At 60.8% G+C, this 19,922-nt stretch carries 19 protein-coding genes; 4 read left to right on the top strand and 15 right to left on the bottom strand.

Translation table 11 applies throughout. The features are described from left to right. The first annotated feature begins 86 nt into the window (after positions 1–86). Positions 87–1,517: a YfcC family protein gene (locus tag OCT39_RS08180; RefSeq protein WP_263587156.1), complete on the top strand. Its 1,431-nt coding sequence runs from the start codon at positions 87–89 to the stop codon at positions 1,515–1,517. Between the two features lie 27 nt (positions 1,518–1,544). Here OCT39_RS08180 and OCT39_RS08175 read toward each other — a convergent pair whose 3' ends face one another. Further along, positions 1,545–2,480 carry a LysR family transcriptional regulator gene (locus tag OCT39_RS08175; protein WP_263587155.1) on the bottom strand — a complete coding sequence of 312 codons (936 nt, stop codon included), beginning with the start codon at positions 2,478–2,480 and terminating at the stop codon, positions 1,545–1,547. Positions 2,481–2,648: 168 nt separating this feature from the next. Between OCT39_RS08175 and OCT39_RS08170 the strand changes: the two genes are divergently transcribed. Next, the gene (locus tag OCT39_RS08170; protein WP_263587154.1) at positions 2,649–4,082 is read left to right on the top strand and encodes a M20 family metallopeptidase; all 1,434 of its coding nucleotides are present in this window, start codon (positions 2,649–2,651) and stop codon (positions 4,080–4,082) included. Positions 4,083–4,181: 99 nt separating this feature from the next. Here the strand turns inward: OCT39_RS08170 and OCT39_RS08165 are convergent, their stop codons facing one another. The 7 genes from OCT39_RS08165 to rfaH all read right to left on the bottom strand — a co-directional run bounded on the left by OCT39_RS08165 (position 4,182) and on the right by rfaH (position 9,686). Continuing rightward, positions 4,182–4,805: an NUDIX hydrolase gene (locus tag OCT39_RS08165; protein WP_263587153.1), complete on the bottom strand. Its 624-nt coding sequence runs from the start codon at positions 4,803–4,805 to the stop codon at positions 4,182–4,184. A gap of 37 nt (positions 4,806–4,842) precedes the next feature. Further along, entirely contained in the window at positions 4,843–5,082 is a 240-nt protein-coding gene (locus OCT39_RS08160) for a hypothetical protein (RefSeq protein WP_263587152.1), read from the bottom strand. 70 nt (positions 5,083–5,152) lie between these two features. Then, positions 5,153–6,451: a S8 family serine peptidase gene (locus OCT39_RS08155; RefSeq protein WP_263587151.1), complete on the bottom strand. Its 1,299-nt coding sequence runs from the start codon at positions 6,449–6,451 to the stop codon at positions 5,153–5,155. Positions 6,452–6,594: 143 nt separating this feature from the next. After that, positions 6,595–7,368, bottom strand: coding sequence for a M48 family metallopeptidase (locus OCT39_RS08150; RefSeq protein ID WP_412031141.1), 774 nt, complete (start codon positions 7,366–7,368; stop codon positions 6,595–6,597). A gap of 44 nt (positions 7,369–7,412) precedes the next feature. Beyond that, the gene (locus tag OCT39_RS08145; protein ID WP_263587149.1) at positions 7,413–8,450 is read right to left on the bottom strand and encodes a hypothetical protein; all 1,038 of its coding nucleotides are present in this window, start codon (positions 8,448–8,450) and stop codon (positions 7,413–7,415) included. A 203-nt stretch (positions 8,451–8,653) separates the two neighbouring features. After that, entirely contained in the window at positions 8,654–9,013 is a 360-nt protein-coding gene (locus OCT39_RS08140; protein WP_263587148.1) for a DoxX family protein, read from the bottom strand. Positions 9,014–9,164: 151 nt separating this feature from the next. After that, positions 9,165–9,686, bottom strand: coding sequence for a transcription/translation regulatory transformer protein RfaH (gene rfaH / locus OCT39_RS08135; protein ID WP_263587147.1), 522 nt, complete (start codon positions 9,684–9,686; stop codon positions 9,165–9,167). A gap of 316 nt (positions 9,687–10,002) precedes the next feature. Here rfaH and OCT39_RS08130 point away from each other — a divergent pair, with 316 nt between their 5' ends. Together OCT39_RS08130 and OCT39_RS08125 are read left to right on the top strand one after the other, a co-directional pair. Next, complete coding sequence (locus OCT39_RS08130) at positions 10,003–11,364, top strand: PAS domain-containing methyl-accepting chemotaxis protein (RefSeq protein WP_318152981.1); 1,362 nt, start codon at positions 10,003–10,005, stop codon at positions 11,362–11,364. Positions 11,365–11,474: 110 nt separating this feature from the next. Continuing rightward, positions 11,475–12,398 (top strand): ketopantoate reductase family protein, encoded by a 924-nt coding sequence (locus OCT39_RS08125; protein ID WP_263587145.1) that lies wholly within the window; start codon positions 11,475–11,477, stop codon positions 12,396–12,398. 45 nt (positions 12,399–12,443) lie between these two features. Here the strand turns inward: OCT39_RS08125 and OCT39_RS08120 are convergent, their stop codons facing one another. From OCT39_RS08120 to OCT39_RS08090, 7 genes are all read right to left on the bottom strand, one after another. Next, complete coding sequence (locus OCT39_RS08120) at positions 12,444–13,070, bottom strand: glutathione S-transferase family protein (RefSeq protein ID WP_263587144.1); 627 nt, start codon at positions 13,068–13,070, stop codon at positions 12,444–12,446. A gap of 69 nt (positions 13,071–13,139) precedes the next feature. Further along, on the bottom strand, positions 13,140–14,060 hold the full coding sequence (mmsB, locus tag OCT39_RS08115; RefSeq protein WP_263587309.1) for a 3-hydroxyisobutyrate dehydrogenase: 921 nt from the start codon (positions 14,058–14,060) through the stop codon (positions 13,140–13,142). Positions 14,061–14,105: 45 nt separating this feature from the next. After that, on the bottom strand, positions 14,106–15,221 hold the full coding sequence (locus tag OCT39_RS08110; RefSeq protein ID WP_263587143.1) for an enoyl-CoA hydratase/isomerase family protein: 1,116 nt from the start codon (positions 15,219–15,221) through the stop codon (positions 14,106–14,108). Between the two features lie 72 nt (positions 15,222–15,293). After that, positions 15,294–16,448, bottom strand: a complete 1,155-nt coding sequence (locus tag OCT39_RS08105) for an acyl-CoA dehydrogenase family protein (RefSeq protein ID WP_263587142.1) — start codon at positions 16,446–16,448, stop codon at positions 15,294–15,296. Between the two features lie 219 nt (positions 16,449–16,667). Further along, positions 16,668–17,660, bottom strand: coding sequence for a branched-chain amino acid ABC transporter permease (locus OCT39_RS08100; protein WP_263587141.1), 993 nt, complete (start codon positions 17,658–17,660; stop codon positions 16,668–16,670). Between the two features lie 2 nt (positions 17,661–17,662). Then, positions 17,663–18,550 (bottom strand): branched-chain amino acid ABC transporter permease, encoded by an 888-nt coding sequence (locus OCT39_RS08095; RefSeq protein ID WP_263587140.1) that lies wholly within the window; start codon positions 18,548–18,550, stop codon positions 17,663–17,665. 51 nt (positions 18,551–18,601) lie between these two features. After that, on the bottom strand, positions 18,602–19,837 hold the full coding sequence (locus tag OCT39_RS08090) for an ABC transporter substrate-binding protein (protein ID WP_263587139.1): 1,236 nt from the start codon (positions 19,835–19,837) through the stop codon (positions 18,602–18,604). Positions 19,838–19,922 lie beyond the last annotated feature (85 nt).

Raw genomic sequence — 19,922 nt, 5'->3', positions numbered from 1 at the left:
TTGCCGCGCCCGCCTGCCGCTAGTGATGACAAACCCCACCCGCACGCTTTCTCACTAAAACCATAACGCTCAAAGCGGAGAGAACGATGAAAGAGACGCCGAATTCTATCGAGGCGGACGCGCAGCCGGTGAAGAAAAAGCGCGCCATGCCGGATGTATTCATTATCCTGTTCGGTTTCATGGTGCTGGTACTGATCGCGTCCTACATCGTGCCCGCCGGCACCTACGAACGAACGGTCGAAAACGGGCTGACCCAGGTCGATACCGAGAGCTTTCGCTATATCACCGGGGATTCGCTCAGCGTAATGGACCTTTTTACCGCCATGCACAACGGGCTGGTGGCGGCTTCGACGCTGGTATTTCTGATTTTGATCGTGGGCGGCGTGCTCAAGGTCATCGAAACCACCGGGGCGATCAGCGCCGGTATTCACCGTTTGATCGCGATGGCCAAAGGCCGCCAGAACGTGCTGATCTGGATCTTTTGTGGCACGTTCGCCACGCTCGCCTCGGTGGGCGTGGGCGCGAACCTGGCGATCGCGTTCATTCCCATCGGGCTCTTTTTGGCGCGTTCGATGAAGCTCGACCCGGTGGTGGGCGTCGCCATCATCTTTTTGGGCTCCTACGCGGGCTTTGGCGCAGGCGTGTTCGACCCCACCGTGACGGTGACCGGGCAAACCATCGCCGAGCTTCCGCTGTTTTCCGGCTTTGTCTACCGCGGCGCCATCTTTGTGGTGTTTTTGGGAATCACAGCCGCTTACATCTGCCGCTACGCTAAACGCATCAAGCAGGATCCGACGGCCAGCGTCATGGGAGCCGAGGCCTTCGCAGATGCTCAGGCTGGCCGAGAGCCGGACGAGATCACGGCCTTTAACCTGACCCACAAGCTGGTGCTTGGACTGTTCGTCTTTGGTTTCGGGCTCTTTATCTTTGGCGCGTTCAACTACGGTTGGAGCATCCCGCAGCTCTCCGCCACCTTTTTGATGATGGGCGTGGCGACGGCCTGCATCGCGAGAATTTCGCCCAACGACTTCATCAAGCGGCTGATGAGTGGCGCGGGTGACGTGCTTTACGGGGCGCTGGTGGTCGGCGTGGCGGCTGCGGTGATCGTGCTGCTGCGCCAGGCACAGCTGATCGATACCATCGTGCACAGCGTGGCCACCTCGCTCGATGGCCACGGCAAGGTAATGGCCATGGAACTTCTGTACGGCTTCAACCTGCTGTTCAACGGGCTGATTACCTCGGGTACCGGTCAGGCAGCCATCGTCATGCCGATCATGGTGCCGATCGGGGACATGCTCGAAGTGACGCGCCAGGCCACCTTCATCACCTTCAAGCTCGGCGATGCGGTGACCAATATCGTTACCCCGCTTTCCGGTACGCTGATGGCGTGTCTGGCCATCGCCCGGGTCTCGTACGTGGAGTGGTTCAGGTTCGTGCTGCCGCTGGTGCTGCTCTGGATCGTCACCGGTGCGCTCTTCGTCGGCGTGGCCGTGGCGATCAACTACGGTCCTTTCTAGGGCTTGAGGGCTTGAGCGCCTGATTGATCACTTACCGCCTTCGCCCTTTCCGGCGAAGGCGGTTTTTTCTGCCTCGCTCAGCGCTGCGCTGAGCGTGTCCAAAAACCGCTCGGTGTGCTCGGGCAAAAGGCGATCTGCCATCACCTGCACCTGCAGGCTGCGCTGGGCCAGTTGAGGCTCCTTGAACGGAATGTGAACAAGCCCTGCCTGTTGCACGCGCCCACTGACCGACATCGCGCTGCAAAGACCCACCATGTTCGAATGCTCGCTGACCGCGGTGTACGTCACGCCCAACGTGTTACAGGTGATGCGCGGGTGAAGCGTTACACCGGAGAGGCTGCACGCCACGTCGAACAGATAACGCACCGTCGACCCGGTGTCCGACACGGTCAGCGGGTAGTCGGCCAGATCCTTCATCTCCAGCGCCTCAACAACCGCCAGCGGGTGATCGTTTCTCATCAGTGCGCCGATCGCGGCGCTGTAGCTCGACACCACCTGCACGCCGATATCCACCGACAGGCTGAACGTCAGCGCGATATCAACGCTACCCTGTTTGACGAGCTCAGAGGCACGAGCGGACTCGACGACCTCGATATCGAAACCGATTTCCGGATGATCGATAACAAAGCGGGCAATGACGCTGGGCAGACAGTGCCAGGCCATGCCGTCCGGGCAGGCCACGCGGATGGTCTGGCGCTGCCGGGCCGTTGCCCCGCGCATCTGCTCGACCACGCTGTCGAGCTCCAGCTGGTTGCGAAGCGCATAGGCCTGAAGCAGTCTGCCCGCCTCGGTCAGCACCATACCCCGCGGCTGACGGTTGAACAGCTTGAGCTCCAGACGCTGCTCCAGATTGGTGATTTGACGGCTGACCGCCGACACCGCCACGTGAAGCTCCCCCGCCGCCGCCGACAGCGAGCCGGTTCTCGCCACACTTTGAAAGTACCGCAAGTTGAGTTCCTGCATGGCGATCCTCGGGTGTCCCGTTGCAAGGCAGTCGCAGTAGAAAGCGCGCCAGACCGGCGCTCTTTGTTTGCAAAAAATAGAAAGCTCAATTGATATTTTATTGATTGCCGCAAATCAGGGCAAACGATACGCTCAAACCATTCACTTTAACCGCACGACGAGGGCTTCATGACGACCGCGACCGCAACCGCGCATGCCAACCGACAACACGCCATCGACCTAGCGCTTGAAACGCTCTCCAGCGGCGAGTTTTACGATACTCTGGCACGCCGCGTTGCCCTGCGCACGGTGAGCCAGGACGCAGAGTGCAGAGCAACGCTGTCGGCGTACCTGGACGATGAGATCGAGCCGCTGTTGAGCCGACTTGGCTTCACCTGCCGGCGCATTCCCAATCCGAAAGAGGGCCTGCCGCCGCTTTTGATCGGTGAGCGTATCGAGGATGTGTCGTTGCCGACACTGCTGCTTTACGGCCACGGCGATGTCACCGATGGCCAGGAGAGTACCTGGAGTGACGGTATCGACCCCTGGACGCTCACCTTCGTCGATGGCCGCGTGTACGGGCGCGGCACCGCGGACAACAAGGGTCAGCATAGCGTTAACCTCGCCGCCCTCGAAGCAGTGATCGAGGCGCGCGGCGGCACGCTAGGCTACAACGTCAAGATGCTGTTCGAAATGAGCGAAGAGATCGGCTCGCCCGGGCTCGAAGAGACCTGCCGGCTCTACCGCGACGCGCTTTCATCGGATCTGTTTCTTGCCTCTGACGGCCCGCGCATTCGCGACGACATGCCCACCCTGTTTCTCGGCTCTCGCGGGGTGCTGCAGCTCAAGCTGACGCTTGATACCGGAAACGGCGGGCGCCATTCCGGCAATTGGGGCGGCGTGATCACTAACCCGGCGGCGGTACTGAGTAACGCTCTGGCCACACTCGTTTCCCAACGCGGCGAAGTGCTCGTCGACTTTCTCAAGGCACCGGCGATCAGTGAAGACGTCGCGCGGCTGATTCGCGACTTGCCGGTGGGCGGTGGCGCCATGGACCCGATGATCAACCCGGCCTGGGGGGAGGCATCGCTCACCGACGGCGAGCGGCTTTATGGTGCCAACACGCTCGAAATTCTGGGGATTAGCGCCGGGCGCACCGACAAGCCCGTCGGCGCGGTACCTGAGCGCGCCGAGGCCGTGCTTCAGCTTCGCTTTATCAAAGGCACCGATTGGCAGGCCGCCGAGACCAACCTGCGACAGCATCTGGACCGCTTGGGCTTCGAGGATATTGCCCTCGAGATGCTGGGCGGCTACGCCGCGACCCGCCTGGACCCGAGCCACCCCTGGGTCGGCTTTGTCGCCGCATCCGCCGAGCAAAGCCTCGACGGCCAGGTTCACATTCTACCCAATCTGGGCGGCACGATCCCCAATCACTGCTTTTCCGACGTGCTGGGCCTTCCCACGGTCTGGCTGCCCCACTCCTACCCGGCGTGCAATCAGCACGCCCCGAACGAGCACCTGCTGGAAAGCATCGTTCGTGAAGGGCTTGTCATGGCGGCAGGGCTCTTCTGGGACTTGGGCGAGGCCCAAACGAAGATGGCGTTCAAGAAAGCCACCTTTTAGCGCCCTGAACAAGACCGCGCTCTGGGCAACCGGCGTAGCGGTAACGTTCAGGCCGATCAAAGGCGGTCATCAAAAAAAGCGCTGGCGCGGTCGCAGCGCTTAATCGCTATAGATCCCCGGCGCGTTGGAGGCCGCAAAAGCCCAGCACTCGTGAATATCGATGGGCAGCGTGCGGCCTTCGGAGAGCGGCGGCAGATCGTTGAGGGCGAAGAAGTCCGCGGCGTCGGTTTCGTTGTTGGCCACGAACGCGCCGCCTTCCAGCGTGCAAACGTAAAACAGCTTGTAGATGTGGTCCGGCGAGTAGTAGGCGTACGGGTGAAGGCTCCGGTCCTTGAGCATGGCGAGTCGCGGATGGCTTGCCCGGTAGCCGGACTCCTCAAAAATCTCCTTCAATACGCCTTCACTGGGGCTTTCGTTGATGTCCGCCCAGCCGCCGGGCAGCGTCCAAAGGCCATCCTTGATCTCCCGCACCAACAGCACCCGGCCGTGCTCATCGAACACTGCGCCGCGCACATCCACCTTGGGCGTGGCGTAGCCCTTGTCCGGAATGATCAGGTTTTCGATCTTCTCCACGGGTACGTCGCCCAGCACCGCGAACATTTGATTGGTCAGCGTTTCGAGCTGGCGGTAGCGCTCGAGCTCGTACTTGTTGGTGGTGTAGGTCTGGCCGGTTTGGGCGATGGAACGAAGCGACTTGGCAAAGGCGAGCCAATCGTGAGTCATGCGGTGTTTCCTTATAAAGTTTCCTTGTAAAAGCGGTCTATCGGCGAGTGTCGCTATCCATTGGGCCAAGTTCGAAAGGAATGTCAGGCGCGATATCTTCTACGCCATCGATATGCCGGATGCGCTCAGCGGTGGCGCTATCGGCCTCGCCGGTAATGCAGCCGATCTCCTCCAGCAGCTCGCGCACGGCCAAGCCTTCTCGGCCAAGCCGGTCGGCGAGTTCACCGATCGAGCAGCCGCTGGCAACGGTGACGATCCAAAGCTCGATTCTTGCCACGATGACTCTCCATAGATGGCCGGCGCGAGGCGCTGTTATTCAGGCGCCTTGCACCGGCGGTGGCCATGATTCAAGGCGCCTGAACCAGCCCGGCACCGACCTGCTCCTCGCTTAGAGGCAGCGATTGGGCCGACGCTATAAGCCGCTGCCACAGGCTCGCACCGCGCAGCGAGGCGTCCGACTGCGCCCAGAGGGCGGCGCAACCGGCCACGTGGGGCGTGGCCATGCTGGTGCCACTGATGCTCTTGTAATTGACCGGCCGCGGCCAGGCGGAAAACACATCACGCCCGGGGGCGGCGATCTCGACCTTGCCCACGTTGGAAAAGTTCGAGCGCGCAAGGTTTGGGTCGAGCGAGCCGACCGAGAAGATGGTCGGCGAATTTGCCGGAGCACCGGTCGGGGCATTGTCGTTGCCGGACGCCGCGATCACCAGACACCCTTTTTCGAGCGCCGCCGCGCCTGCCCGGGTGTAAGCCGTCTGTACCGGGCTTTGGCTACCCAGCGACATCGAAATCACCTCGCAGCGATTCGCCACCGCCCAGTTCATGCCGGCCAGTACGCTGCCGCCGGTGCTGCCGCCGGCGTTGGTCAGCACCTTGCCCGCGAAAATGGCCGCCTCGAACGCCACGCCATAGCCCGGCGTTTTGCCCGCGGCGTTTCGCGGGCCCGTCGCGGTGCCGATACAGTGGGTACCATGACCGTTCATGTCCTGCACCGGCTCACCGACAAACGAGCGGCTTTCGACCGCACGGCCAGTGAAATCCGGATGATTCATATCCATGCCGGAGTCCAACACCGCCACCTTGATGCCCGCCCCGGTGAATCGGCTTTGGGCCACCTTACAGCGCGCAAGCCCCCAGGTAATATCGTTGTTGATCGGGGCGTCCTCATCGCACTCGGATCGATCTCCGCCCAGGTCTCGCGCGATGGCGTTGGCGGCACTCAGGAAACCGCGCAGGTACTCGGAGTTCTCCGCAAAGGCGAAGTACTCGGGCTCGATGATCTCGATGGCAGGGCATTTAAAGGCGTCGTCATGAATACTCATACCGCGACTTTCCAACGCATCACCGCCGATCAATACCACGCCAAGTTCCGGGAAGATCATCGCTTCGGCGTCGCCGGCCTCTTCCAGATTGACTGCCTGACCGTCGAAGTCTCGGGCATCCGCTACCCTGAACTGGCACGCTTTTAGCGCTTCGATGCCCTCATCGAGCATTCCGTCGCGAAAACTGATCAGATACCGCCCGGTTTCCAGACAGCCGCTGTCGCGCTCGACCGCGGCCATCAATAGCCGATGCGAGCCACAGGCGACGGAGCGAAGCGGCGCGGCACTGGGTGTGTGACTATTGGGGTGGGAATCGTTGGCCATCCTGGCACCTTCTGACTGAATCTATAGTGGGCATTCGAGCGGCCCGAACCGGCGTTACAGCGAACGCCAAGCCGCGCTGCTTTCAGCGTAACGCACTCACGCGGCTTCGCCAGCGCCGAGCGCCCGGCTGGCCGATACGTGCCTTAACCTGGGCACTGGGCGTGGGTTACCGACCGGTAAACGCGTTGGGTCGCTTCCTGCTGTTGCTCCAGCGCGCTAATACGTGATTGGTGTGCCGGGTGCGTGGAAAGAAGCTCCGGCGGCTGGTCGCCACCGGCTCTAGCCATGTTACGCCAAAGCGCAACGCTTTCACTCGGGTCGAACCCGGCACGAGCCATGATGATCAGCCCCATGCGGTCGGCCTCTTGCTCGTGCGTGCGGCTAAACGGCAGCGTGATTCCGAGCTGGGCACCAATACCCAGCGCCTGCATGAGCTGCTGCTGACCCAGCTCCCCTTCCCCGAGCATGCCCACCACCAAAAGCCCCGCCTTGATACCCAGCTCCTGCGTCAAACGCTCGTTGCCGTGATCGGCCAGCACGTGGGCGACCTCGTGAGCGATGACGGTGGCCAGCTGGCTCGGCGTCTGGGCCACGTTGAGCAAACCGCTGTGCACGCCGATACGTCCGCCGGGCAGCGCGAAGGCGTTGGGCGAGGCCTCCTCGAACACCACGACCTCCCAGCGGTCGGGAAACACGAGATCGGGGTAGCTGGCTTCGGCGCCAGCCACGACGTGGCGCGCTACGCACTGCACGAGCCGATTGGCCGACTCGTTCTGGCTCAAGCGATTAGTGTTTTGCAGCTGCTCGAAAGAGTCCTGCCCCATCTGCGCCATCAGGGTCTGCGGTACCAGCGCCAGCCGCGAGCGTCCGGTCGGCGTTTCATCGCAGCCGGCCAGTAGCACCACAATTGCCAGCAGCGGCGCGCCTAAAACGCACTTCCCCGCCCAGCGGATGCGACACCTCACGTGAGTTGCAGCATGGTGTAGGGGGCTTCGCAGGCGTGGCGCTCATCGCGCTCATCGACGCTTCCCAGCCCCAAGTGGCGGTCGTTGTCGTAGGCGACGAACAGTCGATCACGGTCCAGCACCGCGAGCCCCTCGGCCTTGTGCTCGAACTCAAGCGCCTCGCCGGAAGGCGTTGTCACCAGTGTCGGGGGCTTGCCCGCGTAGAACTCCTCGAGGCTCACGCTCCACAGATAGCCGCCAATGCGCTCCTGGCCCTGCTCTACCACTTCGAAACTGTTCAGCAGAAAAAGCCGCTGGTGGTAGGGGTCATACTCCAGGCTCGAAAGACCGCAATCGAAGCGGACCGCCGGGTGTTGACCTGGCTCGAAAGCGTAGTATTCGCGCATGTTATCGGTGAACACCAGATTGGCGTTTTCATCGATTCGGTAGTGGGCGCCAACGATGCGGCTCACGTAGCGAAAGTCATCGAAGGCCTGCCCCTGCTCGCGAATGCCGAACAGCAGAAGACCCTCATCCTGTTCACCGGGCACTGCCGCGAGCCCTTCGATCTTGTAGTAGGGAAAGCCGATGGCGTCGTTCAATTTAAGGCGAAGCTCGAGCGAGCCTTCGACCCCGTCGCGCGGGTCCGGGTCCACCGCCTGCACTTTTTCCGGCTGGCCCAGTGGCCAGATCAACAGGTGGTTATAGTCGTTCAGGTCGTGGCTTTCGCCGTCGATACGATCGAACCCCGTGGTGGCCAGCACATGTCGGCCGTCGGCGGTCAGCGACATGTCCTCGTACTTGATCGCACGCTTGATCAGCGGCGCGGTAAAGTACTCAAGCTGGCTATCGTCCGGGCAGTTGTCGGTCATGGCAACGGTGAACACCGCCGAGCGCGTCTCGCCGGGGATCGGTTTGTCGCTGGCCAGAATCAGGCGTTGGCCGTCAAAAAGCACGGCAGACACTTCCACATTGACGAGCGCTCCCTGCTCGTCGCGAAGCCCGGCGGGGAAGCAGTGAAGGGTACCTTGCTGCGATATGGTGGCGTGGGTCATCGCTCAACTCTTCCTAAAGGTAAAATCAGCAGGATAGCTCATTGGGCAGGTGCGTCGAGCGCACCCGCACGGCGCGGGACTTGCAGCCACGACAGGGAGCACGTTCATGACGATGAAGTTCGTCGGGATATCGTTGGCACGTGCACAATACCTTCAAGGCTTCCCCCACTTCAAAGCCCAACGCGCGACCCTGATCGCATTTCTCAGCGGGGCGCTTTGCGATGAATGGCCCACCAGACGAACGCGATCAGCAGCGCCTGAAGCGGCAAGCGAGCATAAAGAAGCCACACGGGGATGGAGGGAAACGCCTCGGGATGAAGCGCCATATGCACATTGGCCGGAAACACGGCCACCATCAGCGCTATCAGCCCCCAGACCGCCAGCTTTCGAGTCGATGGAACCAGAATACCCACGGCGCCCAACAGCTCGAAGACACCGCTGATGAGCACCAGCTCCCGGTGAAAACCCAGATAGTCCGGCATGGCCAGAATGAAGAAATCGGTCAGGGCGAAATGGGCAATGCCGCCTGACAAAAAGAATAGCGCTATCAGGATAAGGGACAAGGAAGGCATCGGCGGCGAAATCAAAGAGAAATTGATAGAACGAAACTGTAAATGGTGGGGGATAAACCCTATATCGCCACTCCACAAACTTTTATATGGGCGAATTGCGTGGTTGGCAAGAAGCTCAGTACCAATCCAAAAGTGGTAATGATCACGTCAGATGAGCAACCGGAACTTCCACCTCGTGGGTACGATTGAGCCACTGTAACAAGATAATGGCGCGCTCTTCCCCCGTGCCGGCACGTTCCAGCTCCTGTTGAAAAATCGCTGTGCGCCCGGTGAAAGGGCCGCTTTCCAGAGACACCGTTTGCCCTTTTTCGAATGAGAGTCCAACCTGCTGCGGGCTGCATTGATGCTTGAGTGAATGAATAAGCTCCTCATCGATCACCGCGGGCTGCTGACCAAAGGCAACCAGTTTGCTAACCCCACGCGTAGAGCGAATAGGTCGCCAATTACTTTGTATCTGGTCCAGAAAAATAAACAGATAATGAGGAAACAGCGGCTCAGTCACGTGTACGAGACGGCCACCGCGTTTTTTTCGAACCGAAAGCGTCGGATGGAAAACGGTATACCCTTGTCTTAGCAGATTTTCTTCAGCTCTAAAAGATTCGTTTCCCTTGCATTGAATAGCGTACCAATGACCACGGGTAGAGACTGATGAAGGATAAGGCATGCCGTAAAGTCTCATTATATTAAGTGGAAGTAGGACGCAAGGTTGTCATCCCGGTCGTTAAAAATTCAAGCCATGACCCTCTAAAGCTTTCACCATGATACCGGCCTGAAGCATGCTCATAAAGCGTTCATGGTAATCGCAACAAACGCCAATTTCAGCGTCTTGCGTTGGTTAAAACTTTTTATCGGTTCGCTCGCCTTCAAAAGCCATACCATCATACCCTGTTGTTCTAGTAGTGAATGACCAAAGCGTACCCGGCAAAACTCTTGGCTGCTCGCTTGTTCAACGCTTCTTTTTAACTGAATAACTCAAGCGAATGCCAGGCTTGCCGATAGCTAGCGATATCGCTATCCGGAGTTTGCTGATGTTTAACCTTCGCCTCAAGAAAAAACCAAAAACTCAGCGTGGAGGAGTCGCAACGCTTCGTCAGATCCAGAACCAGATGGAGCGGGGAATGCTGTCCATCACGCTGGACGCTGACCTGCGTATTTCAGCGCTTAATCAAGGCTTTGCCAGTGCGCTGGGTTACAAGCGCGAGCAGTTGTTAGGCAAACCGTTAAAAGACTTTCTTCCGACGTACGTGACGGAGCTACCCTGCTTTCGAGCCTTTAATCAGGCCATCGCCGCGTTCGACCCCGTCAATGACAACTATCGCTACCTACATGCCGACGGTTCGCTCGTCTGGCTGAATATCGACTGGCTACCGATACGTAAAAGAAGCGGCAAGCTCTCTTTCGTTCAGGGCTACGGGCGCGAGGTCACTCAGAAAGTCGAAGGGGCCAAGGAGAGTGAGTCGTTCATTGCGGCGCTGCTTCGCTCCACCGCCGTGATCCAGTTCAACCTCGATGGCACCATCATTACTGCCAACGAGCAGTTTTTGCAGGCAACGGGCTACCGGCTGGAAAACATCGCTGGCCGCCACCACCGCATGTTCTGCCCCAGGGACGTAGTGGAATCGCCGGAGTACGCAGGCTTTTGGCAAAAGCTCAATAGCGGTGAATACGTGTCGGACCGCTTTAAACGGCTCGATAGCCGAGGCAATGAAGTTTGGCTGGAAGCCAGCTATAACCCGGTTTACAACGCCGATGGCCATCTCTGTAAAGTGGTGAAGTTTGCAAGCGTCGTCACCGACCAGGTGGCGCGAGAAGCCCTGGTACGCGAAGGCGCCACCCTGGCGTTTGAAGTATCACAACAAACCGATATCAGCGCAAAGAAAGGCGCGAACGTCGTGCAGCAGACCGTCGACACCATGCGCCAAATTGCGGAGGAAATGCAGGCCGCGAACGGCAGTATCGAAGCGCTGAGTCAACAGTCGGTACAGATAAACGCCATCGTCCAAACGATCAGCGGCATTGCGGTGCAGACCAACCTGTTGGCGATCAACGCCGCCATCGAAGCCGCGCGGGCCGGCGAACAGGGGCGCGGGTTCGCGGTCGTGGCCGACGCGGTACGAAAATTGGCAGCCAGCACCAGCGCCGCTACGGTGGAGATCGGCGGCGTGGTAGAAAAAAACCAGCGGTTGTCGGATGACGTCACGCGGCAGATGCTCAACACCCGAGAAGAAGCGGAGCAAGGGCTGGAGCTTGCAAGCCAGGCGGGCAGCGTCATTCTGGAAATTCAGGAAGGCGCCCAGCAGGTGGTGGATGCGATACAGCGTTTCTCCAACGACCTGAAGTAGCGATCAAAAGCCCCCAAGCGGCAGACGAACCAAAGTCCGCTGTTCGGCCTCGTTTGCAGAAAGTGAACGCGCTATGGTGAAGGCACTATCGCAATGAAGTGTCGCCCTTGATGAACGCATCACACTGGATACTTGGCCCGGGCGCAATAGGCCGACTGCTCGCCCACTCGCTCGCGCCAACGTGCGAGGTCACGCTGATTGGCCGGCGCGCGCTGCCACTTTTTCAAACGCTGCACTCTGCAAAAGGCGAGCGACGAACGCAATCGATAACCTGCGCCACGCCCGCCCAGTTGACGCAGGGGGCGTCTGCGCCGCCCGCGTGGCTGCATATCACCACCAAAGCCATGGCCGTCGAGCCAGCGTTTGAGACGTTGCACGCGCTGCTACCGGCCACTACCCCGCTGGTACTTTGGCAAAACGGCTTTCTCACGCAGCCTGAACTCACCAACCGATGGCCCGGCCCGGTGCTATGTGCCAGCACAACGGAAGGCGCGTATGTCACCGGTAATGACCGTATCGATCACGCCGGGCGTGGGCACACCTTCATCGGCAACCTGAACGGACGCCACACCGCTTTGGCACAGGCGCTGGCAGCACAACTTGATCGCGCCGGGCTTGCGACCACCGCCGTCGACGATATTCGGCGCCGACTGTGGCAGAAGCTGGCGGTGAACGCCGCAATCAATCCATTAGTGGCCATCCATGGCATACGCAACGGCGAGCTGCGCGGCGCGGCTTATGCCAGTGACGTCGAGGCAGTGATCCGCGAAGTCGCGGCCATCATGGCGCTTGAGAAGATCGTGGCACCGGATGGGGGTGATGAGCAGGATAGCTGGCGGGCACTGGTGTGGGACGTGATTGAGGGCACCGCAAATAACAAGGCGTCGATGCTGCAGGATGTGGAGGCCGGCCGACCCACCGAACGGGCGGCGATTCTGGGGCCCCTGATCGCGGCCGCTCGGCAGCACGGCTTGACGGTGCCGATTTTGGAAGCGCTGGACAAGGCGCTGGCCAAACTGGAAGCGCGTTATTAGCCAAGGCTCTCGCCAGGCGCCCGCGTACTCGCGCGGGCAAGCCACTTAGCTAACGGGAATCATCACCACTTTCTGAAACGCCGGCCGCTCGGTCAGTGATTGGTACCAGCGCTCCAGGTGGGTGCGCGGATTCCAGGTAAGGCCGCAGTTCCACAAGTTGTAAATGAACGGCGCGACGGCGATATCGGCCAGACCGAACGCGTCGCCGGAGAACCAGGGTTGACGTTCCAGCGCATCGTCCAGAAGCGCGAAGAGCTCCTCGCAGGCGGCGGTGCCCTCCTCCAGCTTTTGCAGATCGCGGGCTTCGGGTGGGGTGCGAACATAGCTCATCAGCATGACACGGTGCGCCGGGCTGAGCCGCGTATTGGCCCAGTCCATCCACTTCTCGGCCTGGGCGCGCTTGGCGGGCTCATCGATCCAAAGCGTGCCCTCGCCGTACTGGGCGGCCAGATAGCGCACGATAGTATTGGACTCCCATAGAACGCTGTCGGTGGCGTCATCCTTGAGCGTCGGCACCAGGGCATTTGGATTCATGGCCTGATACGCCGCTGTATCGTTTACGCCGTGCTGAAGCCCGGCCTGAACCTGCTCGTAAGCGATGTCGAGCTCTTCGAGCGCCCAGCGCACTTTTTTGACGTTAGTGGAGTTGTCGCGGCCCCAAAGCGTAATCATGGCGATCCTTCGTTGGTGGGTTATGAAAATCCAGTTTGGTGCTCGTCAAGGCAAGTAGCAAGGCCTCCCTCACTCTCCATCTTTCTTGTCCCGATAGAACGTCATCAGGCTTGAAAAATCGAGCCGGCCGTGACCGTTTGCCTTGTGCAGCGTAAACAGGGCGCGGGCGGCGGAGCCCATCGGTACCGGCGCGGCGCTTTGCTGGCTGATATCCATGGCCAGCCCCAGATCCTTGACCATCAGGTCGGTCAGAAAGCCGCCCTGGTAGTCGTTCGACGCCGGGGCGTTCTCCATCACGCCAGGGTACGGATTGTAGACGTTCAGCGCCCAGTTGCCGCCGGAGCTTTGCTTCATGATCTCCGAGAGTACCGCGGGGTCGAGGCCGTTTTTCACCCCCATGTTGATCGCCTCGCAGGTGCCGGCCATCAAAATCGCGAGCATCATGTTGTTGCACGCCTTGGCAACCTGCCCGGCGCCGTGCTCGCCCGCGTGAAAGATGTTCTTGCCCATCACGTCGAGCACGGGCCTGGCCCGGTTGAACTGCTCTTCGCTGCCGCCCACGATGAAGGTCAGAGTGCCTGCCTGGGCGCCGCCTACCCCGCCGGATACCGGCGCGTCGATGAAGCCAATCCCCTTCTTCTCCAGCGCCGCGGCGACATCCCGGGCGCTTTCGGCATCGATGGTAGAGGAGTCGATGACCAGCGCGCCCTGCTCGATGATCTCCTTGAGCGGCGTTTCGCCATCGACGAACAGCGAGCGCACGTGCTGGCCGGCGGGCAGCATGGAGATCACGATGTCGGCGCCACGGGCGGCGTCTGCCGCCGAGGCGGCGACTTCGCAGCCGTGGGATTTGGCGCTTGCAAGCGCCTCCCGGCTGAGATCGAAGGCATGCACGTCGAAGCCGGCCTTGGCCAGATTGGCGGCCATCGGGCCGCCCATGTTACCCAAACCGATGAAAGCGATCCTGGTCATGGTGATTGTCCTTGTTATTGAAATTGGATGGTCAAGAAGCCACTGGATGACTCGAAACCCGCGTTAGCCGAGCGTTTCCAGCGGGTTCGTTTGCCAGGGCGAGGCCAAAAGCTCGTCGATGAAGAACTGCTCGACCGAGGCGACGTCCGGGTAGCTCCAGGCCGGCGAGCCGTCCTTGTCGACCAGCAGCGCGCGCACGCCTTCGGGAAACTCCTTGTGACGGCAGCACTGTACCGACAGTGCAAGCTCCGAGCGAAAGACCTCGGCAAGCGACATGTACTTCGCGCGTTTGAGCTGCTCGTCGATCAGCGCGATCGACACCGGACTTCCGTGGGCCAGCGTCTTCTGGGCGCGGCTGAACCAGCTGTCCTCGCTTTCAACCGCTAGAATCGCGGCCACGATCTGCTCGGTGGTGTCGTGATCCATCAGCTCACGAATCAAGGGTGTTGCGTTGAGAACCGGCGTGTCGAGATCAAGAAAGGTGGTTTTCGAGGCCTGCTCCAGCTCGCGCAGGGTGCGATTGACCACGCCCTGGGCGTCGATGGTGCCCTCCTGCTGCCAGCGCGCCTGGGTCAGAGAGGCCATGAGCGCCGGGTACTGGTCGCTCTTGATACAGCGGTCGGCAAGCCCTAAATGCACCGCATCCACCGCGTTGACCGGGCCTCCTGTCATGGCCAGAAAGCGCCCGGTGCCGACAGGCAAACGGTTCAAGAACCAGCTCGCGCCAACGTCCGGGTAGAGGCCGATGGTGACCTCGGGCATGGCCAGTCTCGAGGTTTCGGTCACTACGCGATGGCTGCAGGCGCTCAGTAGCCCCATGCCCCCACCCATGACGATTCCGCTACCCCAGCAAACGATCGGCTTGGGATAAGTATGAAGCTCATAGTCGAGGCGATATTCGCTTTCGAAAAAGCGCTCGGGAAAGTGCGGATCCTGGTCGCCGGTAATCGATTTATACAGGCTGACCACGTCGCCCCCGGCACAGAAGGCCTTTTCGCCGGCGCTGTCGAGCACGATGGCCACGACTCTCGCGTCTTCCTGCCAAGCGGCGAGCTGCGGGCGCATCAGCTCGATCATCTCGAGCGTCAAGGCGTTGAGCGAGCGCTCGGCGTTGAGCGTGATTTCGCCCACGATATGGCCATCGTCGGTGGCGTGCTCGTCAAACAGTACGCTACTCATCAAGGTATCCTTATGGTGTGAATCGCCGCTCCTGGCGTTCGTTTAAAACGTCACCTTCACTATAGCTCTTTACTATAGCTCGCCGGCTCCCTCGGCCAACGCCCGGCGAGCAATGATCAGGCGCATGATCTCGTTGGAACCTTCCAGAATGCGGTGAACGCGCGTATCACGCACGAAGCGCTCCACCGGATACTCCTTGATGTAGCCGTTGCCGCCAAAAAGCTGCAGCGCCTCGTCACACACCTTGAACCCGATGTCGGTGGCAAATCGCTTGGCCATGGCGCAGTAGGTCGGCGCATCTGCGTGGCCAGCGTCGAGTTTGGTCGCGGCCATGCGCACCAGCTGGCGCGCCGCCACAAGCTCGGTGACCATATCGGCCAGGCGAAACTGCAGCGCCTGAAACTCCGCCAGGGGCTTGCCGAACTGCTTGCGTTCGCGCAGGTAGTCGCGCGCCTCATTGATCGCACGCTGGGCGGTACCGACCGAGCAGGTCGCGATGTTGATGCGCCCACCGTCCAGGCCCTTCATCGCAATCTTGAAGCCGTCGCCTTCACGGCCCAACAGGTGGTTGGCCGGCACGCGTACGTCGTCGAAGGTCACCATGCGCGTAGGCTGGCTATTCCAGCCCATCTTGTCCTCCTTGCGCCCGTAGCTGATGCCGTCGGTTTTGGCATCCACGGCAAAAGCGGAGACGCCGCCGGCGCCTTCACCCCCGGTACGCGCCATCACGACCAGAAAATCGGTGCTGCCGGCGCCGGAGATGAACATCTTGCTACCACTCAGCACGTACGCATCGCCATCACGTTGGGCGGTGGTCTTGAGTGAGGCGGCGTCCGACCCCGCACCGGGTTCGGTCAGGCAGTACGACCCCAGAAGCTCGCCGGTGGCGAGTCGCGGCCCCCACTGCTCGACGACGTCCGGCTGGCCGAAGCTCGCCAGCATCCAGGTGACCATGTTGTGAATGGTGAGATAAGCGGTGGTCGAGGTGCAGCCCATCGAAAGCTGCTCGAAGATGATGCTCGCATCCAGCCGCGATAGCGCAAGCCCACCAACGCTCTCCGGGGCGTAGAGCGAGCAAAAGCCCAGCTCTCCGGCGCGCTTGATCACATCGACGGGAAAGTGCGCCTCGCGGTCCCACTGCGCGGCGTGGGGTGCCAATTCCTTGTCGGCAAAGTCCTTGGCCAACTCCGCAAAGGCTACCTGGTCGTCGCTTAGCTCGAAATTCATGGCGAAGTCTCCATCGAGGCCGAGCGCCTATGGCGCCTCGCCCCGCGTGTTGTCGTTATTTATTAGGGGTCACGCAAATTGACGTTAACGTTAACTTATATTTTAAACCAGCCGCGCGCAACGCTTGGCCCTTAGAACCTTTGGCGTAGGCACTGTGTTTCCATAAAGTCCTGCGCGATAAAAAAAGACGCCTTGAGGCGTCTTTAAATGAAAGGCTGGTTACTTGAAATTCTTGCGATAAAGCGTTGCGAGCTCGCCGACGATGCCGCTTCGAAAGCTCAGCACGCAGAGCACGAAGATGGCGCCGAGAATCACGCTGACCCAGTTACCCAGCGGCGACTGCGCCAGCAGGTGCTGAAGGCTGACGACAAGCGAGGCGCCTGCCAGCGGCCCTAACAGCGTGCCGACCCCGCCCAGCAGCGTCATCAGGATCACCTCGCCGGACATGTGCCAGTGGGCGTCGGTGAGCGAGGCGAGCTGGAACACCACCGTCTTGGTCGCCCCGGCGAGCCCGGTAAGTCCGGCCGAGAGCACGAACGCCAGAAGCTTGTAGGCGTCGACGTTATAGCCAAGCGACACCGCCCGCGGCTCGTTTTCGCGAATCGCCTTGAGCACCTGACCAAACGGCGAGTTCACGGTGCGCTGAATGAGCGCGAAGCCCACTAGAAACACCGCGAAAACGAAGTAGTACATCGCCAGGTTACTCTGCAGGCTGATCAGCCCAAAGAGCTCGCCCCGGGGCACGCCGTGAAGGCCATCCTCACCGCCGGTAAAAGGCGCCTGAATGAACACGAAGAACATTAGCTGCGCCAACGCCAGCGTCACCATGGCGAAATAGATGCCCTGGCGTCGAATCGAAAGCACCCCGAACAGACATCCCAGTAGCGTGGCGGCAAGCGTCCCCGCTAGAATACCAAGCTCCGGCGTAAGCCCCGGGTAACTTGCCAGAAGATACCCGGTGACATAGCCGCCGCTGGCCAAAAACGCGGCGTGTCCAAAGGATAAAAGACCGGCGTAGCCCAGCAGCAGATTGAAGGCGCAGGCGAACAGCGCAAAGCAGAGAATCTTCATTAAAAAAACCGGATACGCCAGCAGCGGTGCCACCAGGCCCACCGCGACCAGTACCACGTACAATAGCGCGCGGCGCTGCCCCGCCCGGCGCTTTCGCCTGGCCTCGACGTTCGGCGCGCTCAGCGCTTGTGAGTCCGACATGGCTATGCCTCCTTTCCGAAAAGCCCGGCCGGGCGCAGCATGAGAACCAGTATCATCACCAAAAAGATCACCGTATTGGCGGCTTCGGGGTAGTACACCTTGGTGAGCCCTTCGATCACGCCCATGCCTAAACCGGTTAAAATGGCGCCCAGAATCGAGCCCATCCCGCCGATGACCACCACGGCAAACACCACGATCAGAAGGCTCGACCCCATGGTGGGTGACACCGGATAAAGCGGCGCGGCCAGCACGCCAGCAAAGGCGGCCAGCCCCACGCCGAAACCGTAGGTCAGCGTGATCAAAAGCGGTACGTTCACCCCGAAGGCCTGCATCAGCTTGGAGTTCTCGGTGCCCGCGCGTAGATACGCCCCGAGCCGCGTACGCTCGATCATGAACCAGGTAAACAGACACATGGCCAGTGCGGCCACCAGCACCCAAGCGCGGTAGGTGGGCAAAAACATGAATCCGAGATTCAATCCGCCCTGCAGGATCTCCGGCGTGGCGTAGCGCGCGCCTGACACGCCAAAGAAGTTGATCAGCGTGCCCTCGAAGATCAGCGCCAAACCAAAGGTCAGAAGCAGCCCGTACAGATGATCCAGATGAGCGATGCGGCGAAGCAGAAAGCGCTCGATCAGCATGCTGAGCCCGCCCACGGTAAGCGGCACCAGCACCAGTGCCAGCCAGTAATTGATGCCCAAAGTGTTGAAGGCCAGAAGTGCGGCAAAGGCGCCCAGCATGTACTGCGCGCCGTGGGCGAAATTGACGATTTTCAAAAGCCCGAAGATCACCGCCAACCCCAGGCTCAAGAGCGCATAAAAGGCGCCGTTGACCAGCCCCAGCGTAAGCTGGCCCATGAACACCGCCATGGGCACGCCGAATATCATCGTCATTGCGATCTCTCCTGCGGGGCGGGCTCACCGCCCCGCGTTGACGGCCCGAGATTAGTTCTGCACCAAATCGCACTGGCTCTCGGCAAGCGGGCGGTAGGCCTCTTCGGCGGGAATGGTGCTGAGAATCTCGTAGAGATCCCACTCGCCGGTGGACTCAATCGGCGTTTTCACCTGGGCGAGGTACATGTCGTGCACCATCCGCCCGTCTTCGCGAATGCGCCCGTTGCGGGCAAAGAAGTCGTTGATCGGCTGGGAGGCCATCTGCGCGCGCACGGCCTGGGCCTCGTCGGTGCCGGCGGCCTCGACGGCCTTCAAGTAGTGCATGGTGCTCGAGTAGATGCCCGCCTGAACCATGGTCGGCATGCTACCCACCTCATCGAAGTAGCGCTGTGCCCACTCGCGGGCCTGGTCGTCCATGTCCCAGTACCAGCCGGTGGTGAGCAGCAGGTTTTGCGTGGCCTCAAGACCCAGCGCGTGCACATCGTTCAAGAAGATCAAAAGCCCCGCCAGCTGCTGGCCGGACTGCGTTAGCCCGAACTGGCTGGCGGTGGTGATGGCGTTGACCGTATCGGCACCGGCGTTGGCAAGACCAACGATCTTCGCCCCGGACCCCTGGGCCTGCAAAATGTAGGAGGAGAAATCGCTGGTGGGGAATGGGTGGCGCACGCCGCCGACGATTTCACCGCCGTTGGCTTCCACTACGCTGGTCACGTCCGCTTCCAGCGCGTGGCCGAAGGCGTAATCCGCGGTGAGCAGAAACCAGCTGTCGCCGCCTTGCTCGACCACCGCCTTGGCGGTGCCGTTGGCCAGCGGGTAAGTATCGTAAACCCAGTGAATATGGTTGGGCGTGCAGTGCTCGTTGGTCACACTCGAGGCCGCCGAGCCCGAGACGAGCCCCAGCCGGTCGTTCTCCTCGAGCACTTTGGTCACGGCGATCGTGACCGACGAGGCGACGAGCCCTCCGACCATATCGACGTTTTGCTGGTCGATCCAGCCGCGCACGGTATTGGCGCCCACATCGGCGCTGTTACGGTCGTCGGCGCTGAACACTTTGATCGGCGAGCCGTTGACGCTGCCGCCAAAGTCATCGACCGCCATTTCAAGGGCGGTCAACCCGCCGGGGCCGGCAAGATCCCGGTAGGTGCCGGACATATCGGCCAGATAACCGATACGCACCTCGCCATCGCTGATCTCGGCGTGAGCGGCAAGGGTCAGGGTCGATGCCACCGCGACGGTGATGCTCGACACCAGCGTTTTCTTGCTCGGCAGTTGTTGGATAAGCGCCATGTTCGTCTCCGGGCCTGAGGCCTTGTAGTTATGATCAGCCGTTATGATTAGCCGTTATGATTAGCCGTTAGGGTTTGTTGTTATG

Origin of the sequence: Halomonas sp. GD1P12 (assembly GCF_025725645.1) — a bacterium.
Lineage (GTDB): Bacteria > Pseudomonadota > Gammaproteobacteria > Pseudomonadales > Halomonadaceae > Vreelandella.
The sequence above is the reverse complement of the archived record's forward strand: the minus strand, read 5'-3'. Positions and strand labels throughout refer to the sequence as shown.